The 13,308-nt window shown below is 71.6% G+C and carries 10 protein-coding genes; 5 read left to right on the forward strand and 5 right to left on the reverse strand.

What is annotated here, in order from left to right; genetic code table 11:
* Nucleotides 1-47: 47 nt before the first annotated feature.
* Genes OH809_RS29795 through OH809_RS29815 form a run of 5 tightly spaced genes read right to left on the reverse strand, consistent with a single transcriptional unit; the run spans nucleotide 48 to nucleotide 6,412 of the window.
* Nucleotides 48-983, reverse strand: a complete 936-nt coding sequence (locus tag OH809_RS29795) for an ROK family protein (protein WP_406419041.1) — start codon at nucleotides 981-983, stop codon at nucleotides 48-50.
* Nucleotides 980-2,689 (reverse strand): dipeptide ABC transporter ATP-binding protein, encoded by a 1,710-nt coding sequence (locus tag OH809_RS29800; RefSeq protein WP_406419040.1) that lies wholly within the window; start codon nucleotides 2,687-2,689, stop codon nucleotides 980-982. The genes OH809_RS29795 and OH809_RS29800 overlap by 4 nt, the downstream gene beginning before the upstream one ends.
* Entirely contained in the window at nucleotides 2,686-3,585 is a 900-nt protein-coding gene (locus OH809_RS29805; RefSeq protein ID WP_406419038.1) for an ABC transporter permease, read from the reverse strand. The genes OH809_RS29800 and OH809_RS29805 overlap by 4 nt, the downstream gene beginning before the upstream one ends.
* Nucleotides 3,582-4,541, reverse strand: a complete 960-nt coding sequence (locus OH809_RS29810; RefSeq protein ID WP_406419036.1) for an ABC transporter permease — start codon at nucleotides 4,539-4,541, stop codon at nucleotides 3,582-3,584. Before OH809_RS29810 ends, OH809_RS29805 begins: the two co-directional genes overlap by 4 nt.
* A 50-nt stretch (nucleotides 4,542-4,591) precedes the next feature.
* Nucleotides 4,592-6,412 (reverse strand): peptide ABC transporter substrate-binding protein, encoded by a 1,821-nt coding sequence (locus tag OH809_RS29815; RefSeq protein ID WP_406419034.1) that lies wholly within the window; start codon nucleotides 6,410-6,412, stop codon nucleotides 4,592-4,594.
* 282 nt (nucleotides 6,413-6,694) lie between these two features.
* Between OH809_RS29815 and OH809_RS29820 the strand changes: the two genes are divergently transcribed.
* The 5 genes from OH809_RS29820 to OH809_RS29840 all read left to right on the forward strand — a co-directional run bounded on the left by OH809_RS29820 (nucleotide 6,695) and on the right by OH809_RS29840 (nucleotide 13,279).
* Complete coding sequence (locus OH809_RS29820; RefSeq protein WP_406419033.1) at nucleotides 6,695-7,915, forward strand: ROK family protein; 1,221 nt, start codon at nucleotides 6,695-6,697, stop codon at nucleotides 7,913-7,915.
* Between the two features lie 22 nt (nucleotides 7,916-7,937).
* Nucleotides 7,938-9,461, forward strand: a complete 1,524-nt coding sequence (locus tag OH809_RS29825; RefSeq protein ID WP_406515880.1) for a M81 family metallopeptidase — start codon at nucleotides 7,938-7,940, stop codon at nucleotides 9,459-9,461.
* Entirely contained in the window at nucleotides 9,458-10,213 is a 756-nt protein-coding gene (locus tag OH809_RS29830) for a copper homeostasis protein CutC (protein ID WP_406419029.1), read from the forward strand. The genes OH809_RS29825 and OH809_RS29830 overlap by 4 nt, the downstream gene beginning before the upstream one ends.
* Nucleotides 10,214-10,444: 231 nt before the next feature.
* Nucleotides 10,445-11,251 (forward strand): 3-hydroxybutyrate dehydrogenase, encoded by an 807-nt coding sequence (locus tag OH809_RS29835; protein ID WP_406515881.1) that lies wholly within the window; start codon nucleotides 10,445-10,447, stop codon nucleotides 11,249-11,251.
* A 42-nt stretch (nucleotides 11,252-11,293) separates the two neighbouring features.
* A complete protein-coding gene (locus OH809_RS29840; protein WP_406515882.1) occupies nucleotides 11,294-13,279 on the forward strand; it encodes a helix-turn-helix domain-containing protein in 1,986 nt (661 codons plus the stop codon).
* The last annotated feature ends 29 nt before the right edge of the window (nucleotides 13,280-13,308 follow it).

The raw sequence follows: 13,308 nt of genomic DNA on the forward strand, positions 1-13,308 counted from the left end.
GGATCGGCAGCATCGGAGCGTAGGTGCGGGACCCGCGACCGGTCTCCTCAGACTTCGATCCTCGTCGCGAGTTCCTGTCGCGCCCGTGCCGCGGCGCCGACCGGTACGGCGTCGGCCCCCAGGGCAGCCCTGACCAGCCGGACAGGGTGGCCGCTGACCGGCGGGTCGGCGGCCAGCGACGCCAGGATGAGGGGGTTCAGCAGGGGCCAAGCGTGGCTGACCCCGCCGCCGACCACCACTGTGGTGATGTCCACGACGCCCGCTGTCATCACGATCGCCTGGGCGATCCCGGCACCGGCGGCCCGGTACACCGCGAGGGCGTCCTGGTCACCGTGGTCGGCGGCCTGTGCGACCTCGCGGGCGGTCAGCCGGCGGCCGGTGCGGTCCGCGTAACGGGCGCCGATGGAACGGCCGGAGGCCAGGGTCTCCAGATGGCCCCGGCCGCCGCACGAGCAGAGCAGATCACCGAAGCCGGGGATGTGCCCGATCTCGCCGGCCGCGCCGTGCGGCCCGGCGAACAGCGCGCCGCCGGTCCACAGCGCGCCGCCGACCCCGGTGCCCAGCGTCATCCCGAGGACGTCCGACTCGCCGCGCACGGCGCCGCCGGACACCTCCCCGTAGAGGAAGGCGTTGACGTCGTTGTCCAGGAACGCCGGGACGCCCAGCGCCTCCTCGACGGCGTCCGTCACCGCGAAGCCGGCCCAGCCGACGAAGGAGTCGCTGGCCACCAGGATGCGGCCGGTGGCGGAGTCCACCACGCCGGCCGCGCCGACCCCGCAACCGGCGAGCCGGCCGGGGGTGCGCTCCAGCAGCGGGGCCAGCGCGCCCAGGGCCGCGCCGATCATGGCCCGGCCGCCGTCGGCCGCCGGGGTCGCCACCTCCGCGCGGTCCAGTACGGTCAGGTCCTCGGCGCAGACCACCACCTGGGTCGTGGTGCCGCCGATGTCCACTCCGGCGAAGAGCGTACGGTCACGGAAGCTCATACCTGGGCCTCCGTCCGGCCGGCCGCGAGGGTGGCCAGACGTTCGGCTCTGCGGCCGCGCTGGATCACCGGGTCGGGCACCGGCACGGCGGCCAGCAGCCGGCGGGTGTAGTCGGTCTCCGGGTGCAGCAGGGTTGCCCCGGTGGGGCCCTGCTCCTCGATCCGGCCGGCCCGCATCACCACGACGCGCTGCGCGAAGTGCTGTACGACGGCCAGGTCGTGGGAGACGAAGAGACAGGCGAAGCCCAGCTCGTGCTGGAGCTCGGAGATCACTTCGAGCACCGCCTCCTGCACGCTCACGTCGAGCGCGCTGGTGGGCTCGTCGGCGACCAGCAGCCGGGGCTCCAGGACCAGGGCGCGGGCCAGGCTGACCCGCTGGCGCTGACCGCCGGACAGCTCCCGGGGGGCGCGCCGGGCGAGTTCACGCGGCAGCCGGACCCGGTCGAGGACGGCGGCGACCTTGCTCTGGAGGTCCTTGGCGGAGAGCTCGCGGCGGTGCACCCTGAGCGGCTCGGCGACGCATTCGCCGACCGTCATCCGGGCGTCCAGCGAGGCCACCGGGTCCTGGAGGACCACGCCGATACCGGCCCGCAGCGCCCGGCGGGCCCGGGACCGGGTGCGGCCCAGGTCGTTGCCGAACAGCGAGACGGTGCCGGAACTCGGCGGGATCAGACCGAGCGCGACCCGGGACGCGGTGGACTTTCCGGAGCCCGACTCGCCCACCAGGCCCAGGGTCTCCCCGGCGTGGACGGCGAGCGAGACCCCGTCCAGGGCGCGCACGGCGCCCTTGCCATGGCCGAACACCACGGAGATGTCGCGGAGTTCGACCACCGGCTCAGTGTCCGGGCGGACGGCGGCAGCCGGCGCGGCCGGTCGGCCCGCCTCGGCGACCGACAGCCGGGGCACCGCGGCCAGCAGCCGCTCGGTGTACTCGTGGGACGGGCGGAGCAGTACGTCCTCGACCGGTCCGGTCTCCACGATCTCGCCGTGGTACATCACGGCGACCCGGTCGGCGAAGTCCGCGACCACGCCCATGTTGTGGGTGACCAGCAGGACGCCGGTGCCGGTCTCGACGGCGAGCCGGCGCAGCAGGTCGAGGATCTCGGCCTGCACTGTGACGTCCAGCGCGGTGGTCGGCTCGTCGGCGATCAGCAGGGCCGGTTCGTTGGCGATGGCCATGGCGATGACCACCCGCTGGCGCTGTCCGCCGGAGAGCTGGAAGGGGTAGGCGGTGGCCCGCCTCTCCGGCTCCGGGATGCCGACCTTGCGGAGGAGTTCGACGGCTTCGGCGGCGGCTTCCTTGGCGGACACCTTGCGGTGGTTGCGGATCACCTCGGCGATCTGCCTGCCGATCCGGGTGAGCGGGTCGAGCGCGGTGGCCGGCTCCTGGAACACCATGGAGACGGTCCGGCCGCGCAGCGCCGCCAGGTCGGCCTCACGGGCACCGACCACCTGGTTGCCGGCGATGGTGGCGCTGCCGGTGGCACGGGCGTTGCCGGCCAGCAGGCCCATCGCGGCCAGCGCGATGGTGGACTTGCCGGAACCCGACTCGCCGACCAGGGCGAGCGTCTCGCCGGGGCGGACGTGCAGGGAGACACCCCGGACGGCCGGCACCTCGCCGGTCTCGGTCGTGAAGACGACACCGAGGTCGTCGAGTTCGAGAATCGGCCCGGCCTGCGGGGCGGCGGAGCCCTGGGTGGCGGTCATCCGCGTCCCCTCACGTCGAATGCGTCGCGGAGTCCGTCCCCGATCGCGTTGAACGCCCACACCACCAGGATGATGGCCAGGCCCGGCGGCAGGATGAGCCACCAGTAGCCGGAGTAGGCGGCGGTGAGACCGGCCGAGAGCATGCCGCCCCAGTCGGTGGCCGGCGGCTGGACGCCCAGGCCCAGGTAGGAGACGTAGGCGACCAGCAGGATGGCGTCGGCGATCTGGAAGGTGGCCGCGACGATGATGGTCGAGACCGAGTTCGGCAGGATGTGCCGGGTGATCGCCCGGGCGTGCGTCCCGCCGATGGCCCGCAGGGTCAGGACGTAGTCGCGGTTCTTCAGGGTGAGCGTCTCGGCCCTGATCAGCCGGGACGGCACCAGCCAGGAGACGAAGCCCAGGATGACGATCAGTCCGGTCAGGCCCGGGGTGGTGATGGCGGAGACCACCAGCAGGATGAAGAGCGCCGGGATGGCGATCCCCGCGTCCACGATCCGCATCATGACCGCGTCGACCCAGCCGCCCGCGTAGCCGGCGACGGCGCCCCACAGGGTGCCGATCACGGTGGCCAGGATGCCTGCGGCGAGGCCGACGATCAGCGACACCTTGCCGCCGTACATCAGCCGGCCCAGCTCGTCGTGGCCGACCGCGTCGGTGCCGAGCCAGTGCGAGCCGCTGGGGGCGAGGTTGACCTGCTGGAGCATCGTGTGGGTCTGGTCGGTGGAGTACACCAGCGGACCGACGAAGCAGAGCAGGAAGAAGAAGACCACGACGCCGAGCCCGACCACGGCGAGCCGGTTGCGCAGGAAGCGCCGGACGGCGAGCCGGGAGCCGGACGCCGTGGCGGCGGCGGTGGCCGTGCCGGGCACCTGGCCCGGCTGGATGACGGCGCTCATGCCCGGCCTGCCTTCACTCGGGGGTCGATGATCCGCTGGACGATGTCGGCGAGCAGCGTGCCGACCACCGTGGCGGCCGCGATGACCAGCACGCAGCCCAGCAGCACCGGGTAGTCGGAGGACTGCGCGGCGGTCCAGAAGAGCAGCCCCATACCGGGGTAGTTGAAGAGCTGCTCGACCACCAGGGCGCCGCCGAACAGCACCGGCACGTAGTAGCCGAGCATGGCGACCACCGGCGTCAGCGAGTTGCGGAACACATGCCGCCACAGGATGGCGCGGGAGCGGGAACCGCCGGCCCGCGCCGTCCTGACGTAGTCCTCGGAGAGGTTCTCCAGGGTGGCCGCCCGCATGTAGCGGCTGAACACCGCGATCATCGAGGCGGCACCGGCGATGACCGGCAGCACCAGCGCCTGCGGTTCGGAGAACACCTGGGCGAGCGTGTCCCCCTGCGGGGCCTGGGACGGGAACCACGGCAGCGCCTGGCTGAACACCAGCACCAGGATCAGCCCGAGGAAGTACACGGGCGTGGAGTAGGCGATGAAGCTCAGCGTGGTGATGACGTAGTCGACCGGCTTGTTGCGCCGGACGGCCTGCCACATGCCCAGCGGGATGGCCAGCACGAGGCCGACGATCGCCGACAGGGCGGTGAGGAGCAGGGTCTTGGCCAGCCGCTCGGTGATGAGCTGGGAGACCGGCTCATTGAGGGTGTACGAGGTTCCGAGGTCGCCGTGCAGCAGCTGGTTCAGGTAGTAGAAGTACTGCACGGGAAGTGGCTTGTCGAGGCCCTGCTCGTGGTTGAAGGACGCGATCTGCTGCGCTGTGGCCTGCGGGCCGAGGATCCCGCGAGCGGGACCCCCGGGCAGGGCGTGCAGCAGACCGAAGACCACGATCGTCACGATGACGATCACCACGACGGCTTGGAGGACCCGCCTGATCAGGTACGAGGAAGTGCTCATGTGTTTTCCGGTCGCTTCGGCTCAGTGGTACGCGTGGTCACCGGCCGGGCTCACTTGGTCGTCCACTTCCACATGGCGGGGTGGAAGTTGGCGAGCGAGTCCTGGGCGAAGCCGCCCAGGCCCTTCTTGATCACGGAGACCTGGTAGTCCGGCTCCGGCAGCCAGACGACCGGGAGGTCCTTGGCCAGGGCCGCGCTGTACTTCTGCACCGCCTCGTCGGAGGAGGAGGTGGTCGTCTGGGTGACCAGCTTGTCCACGGCGGGGTTGGAGTAGCTGCCGAAGTTGGAGCCGCCGCCGGTGGCGAAGAGCGAGTCACCGCTCGGGTAGGCCGGGAAGTACCAGCTGCCCGCGGTGCCGAAGAACGACAGCTGCCACTTGCAGCCGGCCTGGTCGGCCTTGCACTGGCCGGCCTGCGAGAGGACCGAGTTGACCGGGGCGGTCTTGATGGTGAAGTCGATGCCGGTCTTGGCGAACGACGACTGCAGGGCGCTCATCATGTTGTCGGTCACGGTCGAACCGGACTGCGAGAGCACCTGCATTTGGAACTTGGTGCCCTTGTCCACGCCGGCGCCGCACTGGTTGTCGCCGGTGCCCGGCGCGGTGCACACCATGGTGCCGTTCTGCTCGGTCCAGCCGTGGCCGGTCAGCAGCTGCTTCGCCTTGGCGGTGGAGAACGGGTACGGGTTGTTCTTCTGCTCCGACGAGATGAAGGACGAGCTCTGGCCCTGCGGGATCGGGCCGTAGGTGGAGACCGCGGTGCCGTTGAAGACGACCTTGGAGAGGGTGGTCTGATCCACCGACATCTGGATCGCCTGGCGGGCGTAGAGCTGCTTGAACACCGCGCCCATGGCGGGGTTGTTGAAGTTGTAGGGCATGTACGTGATGGCCCAGCCGGACCACGGCTTCACCGTGTAGCCCTTGGCGGCGAAGGACGACTCCTGGCTGAGGTTGGTGGCGTTGATGTAGCCGTAGTCGACCGTGCCTGCCCGGAGCGCGTTCTCCTCGGCGTCCGTGGTGGTGAACGGCAGCAGGTTCACGGTCTTGATGTTGGCCTTGCCTCCGCCGTCGTACTTGGCGTTGGCCACCAGCTGGACCTTGCCGGCCGTGGAGAACGACTTGATGGTGTACGGGCCGCTGACCGTCTTCCAGAGCGGGTCGGTGGCGTAACCGGAGATCTTCTTGGCGGTGTTGTTCAGGTACGCCCAGACCTTCTTGGCGTCCGCGGCGGTGCGGTCGAGGTCCGACACCGTGCCCGAGTCGCTGGTCTTGTCCCAGACGTGCTGCGGCATCGGGCGGATCATGCTCAACTCGTTGGCGAGCATCCACTGCTGGTTGTACGCCTGGTCGAAGGTGATGGTGAAGTGCGTGTTGTCGACGATCTTCAGCGAGGTCCAGTTGTCCGGCGCCTTGCCCGGGCTGTAGCTGGCCCAGTCGGCCTTGTTGGCCTTGACCAGGTTGAACCAGAACTCCACGTCGCGGGAGGTGATCTGCTTGCCGTCGCTCCAGTGCCGGTCGCCGAGCGTGATCGTGACGCTCTTGCTGTCCTTGGCGAAGACGGCGGCGGTGGCGAGCGAGTTGTCCTTGTTCCAGCCGACCTTGCCGGTGGAGCCGTCGTACGCGATCAGCGGCTCCCAGAGGGACTGGGATATGGAGGAGTTGTTGGTGTTCAGGTGCGCGGCGGTGCCGACCGGGAGGATCCAGTTCGGCGTGAAGTTGGCCGGCAGCGCGTAGTTGATGGTGTCCGGCGAGCCGGAGGCGGACGACGACGAGGTGCCGCCCCCGGAACAACCGGTCAGCAGAGCACCCGCGGTGACAGCGGCGCCCGCGACAAGGGCCCAGCGGCGGCTGTTCGCCGTGTGAGCAAGGAACATGACTCTCCTCAGAGTGAAAGGACCCGTATGTCCGGGACCGGCACTGCGTTCACGACAGCTAACGCCGGACACACCGAAGAAACAAACAAGAATTAGTAACAAGTAAGTTACTGCACCTCCGACAAAAGTCCACTCGCCTCGATCACCCCTCCCCGTTGGGGGTATTTGGGTGGATTAAATAGGTTTCAGGTAGGGCCTACTTCCTTCGCGAGGCTGTTCCCCCGCGCCGAGCGCGGGCGTATCGTCTTCGCCACACACACCGTTGCGGAAGTTACTTCGTACATGACTGAAATAAGTGCATGGGACCGCAGGGCCGCGAAAGGCACTCCAGCCCTCGCCGCGCGGGTCCTGGAACTCGTCGCATCGGGCCAGGCCTCGTCACGCGCCGAACTCGCCGGACTGCTGGGGGCTGCGGCCTCCACCATCTCTCTCACCGTGGCCCATCTGGTGGAGCGCGGGCTGATCGCCGAGGAGGGCACTCAGTCCTCCACCGGCGGGCGCCCCCGCAAAGTGCTGAGACTGGGAAGCAACGACGAGTTCGCGGTCGCCGCCGACCTCGGCGGCCGGCACGCCCGGATCGGTGTGGTGCTGCCCGGCGGCGGTCTGACCGATGTCTCGACCGTCCCCTTCGAGATCGCCGACGGCCCCGAGGCGGCTCTGCCCCGGCTCGCCGAGACCCTGGAGGCGCTGGCCGAGCAGCGCGGACGTGGCCGACTGCGCGGGGTCGGGCTCTCGCTGCCCGGGCCGGTGGACATCGCGTCGGGGTCGGTCGTCCGGCCGTCGCGGATGCCGGGCTGGAACCGTTTCCCGGTCACCGCCTGGCTGGAGGAACGCTTCGGCGTCCCGGCCGCCGTGGACAACGACGCCAATTGCATGGCGGTCGGCGAGCACACCGTACGGCCCGCCGAGCACCGGCAGACGATCATGGTGAAGATCGGCTCCGCGATCGGCGCCGGCGTCATCGCCGACGGACGCCTCTACCGGGGCGCCACCGGCGCGGCCGGTGACATCACCCACATCCGGATCGACGCCGGCGCCGACATCCCCTGCTCCTGCGGCAACACCGGCTGCCTGGAAACCGTGGCGTCCGGCGCCGCCCTGGTCCGCATCCTGCGCGAGCGCGGGGCCGACGTCAGCAGCCCCGAGGACGTGGCCCGACTCGCCATCGACGCAGACCCGTTGGCCACCCGCGCGGTCCGCAAGGCCGGCGACTACCTCGGCCAAGTGCTCGCCGCCAACGTCAACTTCTTCAATCCGGACGCCGTCTACCTCGGCGGCATCGTCTCCACCCTGGAACCGTTCGTCGCCGCCGTGCGCAGCCAGCTCTACGAGAGCTGCCACCCGCTCGTCACCGAACACCTCACCATCGAGCGGGCCAGCCTCGGCGCCGACGCCGGACTGGTCGGCGCCGGGCAGTTCGCCCTGCAGCGCGCCCTGGCCCGTGCCCTGAGCGAGGCCGGCGCCGCCGACCGGTTCCGCGCCCCAGCACCCCGTCACGTCTGACGCCCCACCCCTACGAGGAGCCATGTCGCAATCCCGCACCGCCGCAGCCCGCCCGGTCATAGCCATCGCCGGACTCGGCATCGAGTCGTCCACCTTCTCCCCCGCTCGCACCCAGGCCGCCGCCTTCCACCCCTCGCGCGGCGCCGAGGTGCTGGACCGCTACCCCTTCCTGGCCCCCGGTGAGGAACTGCGCGAGGCGGCCGACTGGCACGGCGCCCTGGTCGGTAAGTCGCTGCCGGGTGGCACCGTCACCGCCGCCGCCTGGGCCGAGCTGACCGACGAGCTGATCGAACGGCTCGCCGCGCTGCCCCGGCCGGACGGCCTCTGGTACGACATCCACGGCGCGATGACCGTGGAGGGCATCGACGACGCCGAGGCGGTGCTGCTGGAGCGCATCCGCGCCACCGTCGGCCCCGACGTGATCATCTCCACTTCGATGGACCTGCACGGCAACGTCTCCCGCGAACTCGCCCACGGCAGCGACCTGATCACCTGCTACCGGATGGCCCCGCACGAGGACCACATGGAGACCAAGGAGCGGGCCGTCCGCAACCTGGTGGACCTGCTGGCCTCCGGCGCGCCCCGCCCGGTCAAGGCCTGGGTGCCGGTGCCGGTGCTGCTGGCCGGCGAGCAGACCTCCACCCGGATCGAGCCGGCCAGGAGCGTGTACGCGGCCGTGGACGAGGTCGAGGCCATGGACGGCGTGATCGACGCCGCGATATGGGTCGGCTACGCCTGGGCCGACGAACCGCGCAACCGCGCCGTGGTGGTGGTCACCGGCACCGACCGGGGCGCCGTCTCGGCCGGTGCCGAGCGCCTGGCCCAGGGCTTCTGGAAGGCCCGCGGCGACTTCGACTTCGTCGCCCCGACCGGCACCTTCGACGGCATCCTGGACGAGGCCCTGGACTCCGACCAGCGCCCGTACTTCATCAGCGACACCGGGGACAACCCGACCGCCGGGGGCGCCGGCGATGTGACCTGGGGCCTGACCCGGCTGCTGGCCCGCCCGGAGTTCCGGAAGGACGACGGTCCGACCGTCATCTACGCCTCGGTGCCGGGACCGGCCGCCGTCGAGACCGCCGTCGCCGCGGGTGTCGGCGCCACCGTCACGGTCACCGCCGGCGCCGAGGTGGACGACCGGCACGCGGGCCCGGTCACCCTGACCGGCACGGTGCACGCCATCCGGCACGGCGACCGCGACGCCCGGACCGAGGTCGTGATCCGGGTCGGCAGCGTGTACGCGATCCTCACCGAGCTTCGCAAGCCCTACCACCACGAGCACGACTTCACCGACCTGGACCTCGACCCGCGAGGCGCCGACATCGTGATCGTGAAGATCGGCTACCTGGAGCCCGAACTCTTCGACATGTCGGTCGGGTGGAAGATGGCACTCACCCCCGGCGGTGTGGACCAGAACCTGGTACGCCTGGGCCACCACCGCATCCGCCGCCCGATGTTTCCCTTCGACCGCGAGATGGCCGACCCGGATCTGTCGGCCCGCATCATCTCCGCCTCCGACCAGCCGCTGACCGGGGACGACGAGTGACCGCGCGCCCCGCCCTGGAGATCGCCGTCACCTCACCGGCCGGCGCCCGGACTGCCCGGGAGCACGGCGCCGACCGGGTCGAACTCTGCGCCGCCCTGGAGCTGGGCGGCCTGACCCCGTCGGCAGCCCTGGTGGAGGCGGTCGCCGCGGAAGGGCTGCCGGTACAGGTACTGGTCAGGTGCCGGCCCGGCGACTTCGTCCATGACGCGGAGGAGATCGCGCTCATGGCCGCCGAGGTGCGGTCCGTCATCGCCTCCGGTGCCTCCGGCGTGGTGATCGGCGCGCTGACCGTCGACGGCGCCCTGGACACCGTGGCGGTCGCCCGGCTCGCCGAAGCGGCCCGCGCCCCGGGCCGCCCGGTGGACATCACCCTGCACCGCGCCATCGACCAGTCCGCCGACCCGGTGGCCACCGCCGCACTGCTGCCTTCACTCGGACTCACCCGGGTCCTCACCTCCGGCGGCGCTCCCGCCGCGGCCGACGGGCTGGCGGCGATCGCCGCGATGACCGCCGCCGCACCCGGGGTGCAGGTGATGGCCGGCGGCGGCGTGCGCCCCGCCGACATCCCGGCCCTGACGTCAGCCGGCGTCGCCGCTGTCCACCTCTCCGCCAAGGCCAGGGCGCTGCCCCGGCGCGGCGGCAAGTGGATACCACTCGGCGCCGGGGGCGCGTCGGCCGATCAGGACACCCACTTCGTTACCGACCCCGAAGTGGTGGCCGAGGCACGACGGGCGGTGGAGGCGGCGGGCTGACCTCGGACCGGGGCACGAGCCGGCGGTACGCGACGGACTCTTCACCCACCCCCAATTGCCGGTCGGTCTGAGTGCCCGTCGTCGGGCCCGGGCCCGGACCGGACCCGACGACAGGCGCTGACGGCCTCCGCCCCTCGCCCCGCACCATGTACGCCGGCACCATGCAGACCCGCGGCGGTGTGTGCACCGACCCCGTGTGACGTCGGCTTCCGCCTCCTTACGGTGACGACCATGGAGACTCCCCAGCGCCCGGAACCCGGGCCCGCCCCGCTCACCGTCCCCCCGCCCGCAGACCGGTCCCTCGTCGGGCGCACCGCCCTGGTGACCGGTGCGGCGAGTGGCATCGGACAGGCCTGCGCGCAGGCTCTCGCCGCCGCGGGCGCCCATGTGTACGTCGTGGACAAGGCAGCCGACGCGGCGGAAGAACTGGCGGAGCGGATCGGCGGAACGGCCTGGGTCGTCGATCTGTCCGTGCCCGAGGCGGTGGACTCCCTGCCGGACGACGCGGACCTGGTGGTCAACAACGCAGGGCTCCAGCACGTCGCCCCCGTGCACGAATTCCCGCCGGACCGCTTCGCCCTGATCCACCGCGTCATGGTGGAAGCACCGTTCCGCATCTTGCGCCGCACCCTGCCCGGCATGTACGAACGCGGCTGGGGGCGCGTCGTCAACATCTCGTCCGTCCACGGGCTGCGCGCCAGCCCGTACAAATCGGCATACGTATCGGCCAAGCACGCACTGGAGGGACTCAGCAAGGTGGTCGCCCTGGAAGCAGCACCGCACGGAGTGACCAGCAACTGCGTCAACCCCGGCTACGTACGCACGCCCCTGGTCGAGAACCAGATCGCGGCACAGGCCCGTACCCACGGCATCACGGAGGAGGAGGTGGTGGGCAAGGTGATGCTGGAACGCAGTGCCATCAAGCGCCTCATCGAACCCGAGGACGTCGCCGGGGCGGTGCTCTGGCTGTGCGGACCGGGTACCTCACACATCACCGGCACCTCCCTTTCCATGGACGGCGGCTGGACCGCCAACTGACCCTCCCGGCTCCCCGCCCCTCCCGACGAACGATGGCCGCCCATGTCTGCACCCACCCCCTCTGCCGCGCCCCACCTGCGCCTCCTCCTCGACCTGCTGGCCGAGGACGCCCCCGCCGAGGCGCTGGGAGCCGTCTCCTCCCAGGCGCGGGCGGCCGGTGTGCCCGCGGGCGAACTCGCCGAGGTGGAGGCGGCCACTGCCACCGCCCTGCGGATCAGGGGCGCCCTGCGCCAGCACCGGCGCCGCGAGCTCCAGCTCACCGCGCTCTTCGACACCGCGGGCGATCTGGCCGCCTCCCGGGATCTGGACGACGTACTGAAGGCGATCGTCCGGCGGGCCAGGATGCTGCTCGGCACGGACACGGCGTATCTCACGCTCCCCGACGAGGAGGCAGGGGACACCTACATGCGGGTGACCGACGGGTCGGTGTCGCTCCTCTTCCAGCGGCTGCGGCTGGAACTCGGCGAAGGGCTCGGCGGCCTGGTCGCGCAGACCGCGAGCCCGTACGCCACCCCCGACTACCGCACCGACGACCGCTTCCGCCACACCCGCAACATCAACGCCGGGGTCCTCGACGAGGGGCTCGTCGCCATCCTGGGCGTGCCCCTGCTCCTCGGCTCCAGCCGCGGCGGTACGGGGAAGGTCATCGGCGTCCTCTTCGCCGCCGACCGCGCACCCCGCGTCTTCAGCCCCGACGAGGTCGCCCTGCTCTGCTCGCTCGCCGCGCACGCCGCGATCGCGATCGACACCGCCCGCGCCCTCGCCGACACCCGGTCCGCCCTCGCCGAACTCGCCGGGGCGAACGCCGAGCTGGCGGAGGCGAATGCGGCGGTACGCGAGCACTCGGCCGCCATGCAGCGGGCCGAGGAGGCGCACGACCGGCTGACCGACCTGGTGCTGCGCGGAGGTGACGTCAAGGACGTCGCGGCGGCCGTCGCCGGGCTGCTGGACTCCCCGCTGACCATCCACGACCCGGGCGGGCGCCCGCTGGCGGCCGTCCGGCCCGACGGCGCGGGGCTCGCCGCCGACTCCATGGATGCCGGATGGCTGGTCGAGACCGCCGAGGAGTCCCGTACCGGAGCGCGCGCCGTGCACCGCGACGGCCGGTGGATCTGCGCCGTGCTCGCCGGGCAGGAACTCCTGGCGAGTCTGGTCCTGCACCAGCGCGGCCGGCTCGACGACTCGGACCGGCGGCTCTTCGAACGCGCCGCCGTGGTCACCGGCCTGCTGCTGCTGCTGCGACGCACGGTCGCCGAGACCGAGAACCGGATACGCGGCGAGCTGATCAGCGATCTGCTGACCGACGCGGACCGCGACCCCGCCGGACTGGCCGAACGCGGCCGCCGCCTCGGCATCGACCTGGACCGCCCGCATCTGCTGCTCGTGGCGGAGGCGGGCGCCCGGGAGAAGCTCTGCGCCGCTGCCCTGCGCTATCTGTTCGGCGGGGACATCCGCGGCGTGAGCGCCGAACACGCCGGAACCGTGGTGCTGTTGATCGGCTGCGGGGGAGACACGGACCCCGGACCCGATGCGGGGGACGCGGCGCGGGCGGCGGCCGCCCAGCTCGGCCAGCTGGTCCAGGCCCCCGTCACGGTGGCCGCCACCGGTCCGGCCCGGGGGCCGCGGCAGCTCGCCGCCGCGTACGCCGAAGCGGCCCGCTGCCTGCGGGCCATGCGCGTCCTCGGCCGTACCGGAGAAGGCGCCTGTGTCGACGAACTCGGCTTCCTCGGCGTGGTGCTGGGCAATGCGCAGGATGTCGACGGCTTCGTCACCGCGACGCTGGGACCCCTGCTGCGGTACGACGCCCAGCGCGGCACCCACCTCGTACGCACACTGAGCGCCTACTTCGGCTCCGGCGGCAGCCTCATCCGCGCCAAGGACGAACTCCACGTCCACGTCAACACGGTGGTGCAGCGGCTGGACCGGATCCAGGTGCTGCTCGGCCACGACTGGAACGAGCCCGACCGGGCGCTGGAGCTTCAGCTGGCGCTGCGGCTGAACCTGTTGTCGGGCGGCCAGGAGCGGTAGCCGGCCGGTCGGCCGGCTACCGCTCCGTC

The sequence above is a fragment of the Streptomyces sp. NBC_00873 genome, assembly GCF_045207415.1.
Lineage (GTDB): Bacteria > Actinomycetota > Actinomycetes > Streptomycetales > Streptomycetaceae > Streptomyces.

Bases quoted from the DNA above. Each gene is read 5' to 3' on its own strand.
- OH809_RS29800 (WP_406419040.1), bottom strand. From the start codon at position 2,689: ATGACCGCCACCCAGGGCTCCGCCGCCCCGCAGGCCGGGCCGATTCTC.
- OH809_RS29840 (WP_406515882.1), top strand. From the start codon at position 11,294: ATGTCTGCACCCACCCCCTCTGCCGCGCCCCACCTGCGCCTCCTCCTC.
- OH809_RS29835 (WP_406515881.1), top strand. From the start codon at position 10,445: ATGGAGACTCCCCAGCGCCCGGAACCCGGGCCCGCCCCGCTCACCGTC.
- OH809_RS29825 (WP_406515880.1), top strand. From the start codon at position 7,938: ATGTCGCAATCCCGCACCGCCGCAGCCCGCCCGGTCATAGCCATCGCC.
- OH809_RS29810 (WP_406419036.1), bottom strand. From the start codon at position 4,541: ATGAGCACTTCCTCGTACCTGATCAGGCGGGTCCTCCAAGCCGTCGTG.
- OH809_RS29820 (WP_406419033.1), top strand. From the start codon at position 6,695: ATGACTGAAATAAGTGCATGGGACCGCAGGGCCGCGAAAGGCACTCCA.
- OH809_RS29805 (WP_406419038.1), bottom strand. From the start codon at position 3,585: ATGAGCGCCGTCATCCAGCCGGGCCAGGTGCCCGGCACGGCCACCGCC.
- OH809_RS29795 (WP_406419041.1), bottom strand. From the start codon at position 983: ATGAGCTTCCGTGACCGTACGCTCTTCGCCGGAGTGGACATCGGCGGC.
- OH809_RS29815 (WP_406419034.1), bottom strand. From the start codon at position 6,412: ATGTTCCTTGCTCACACGGCGAACAGCCGCCGCTGGGCCCTTGTCGCG.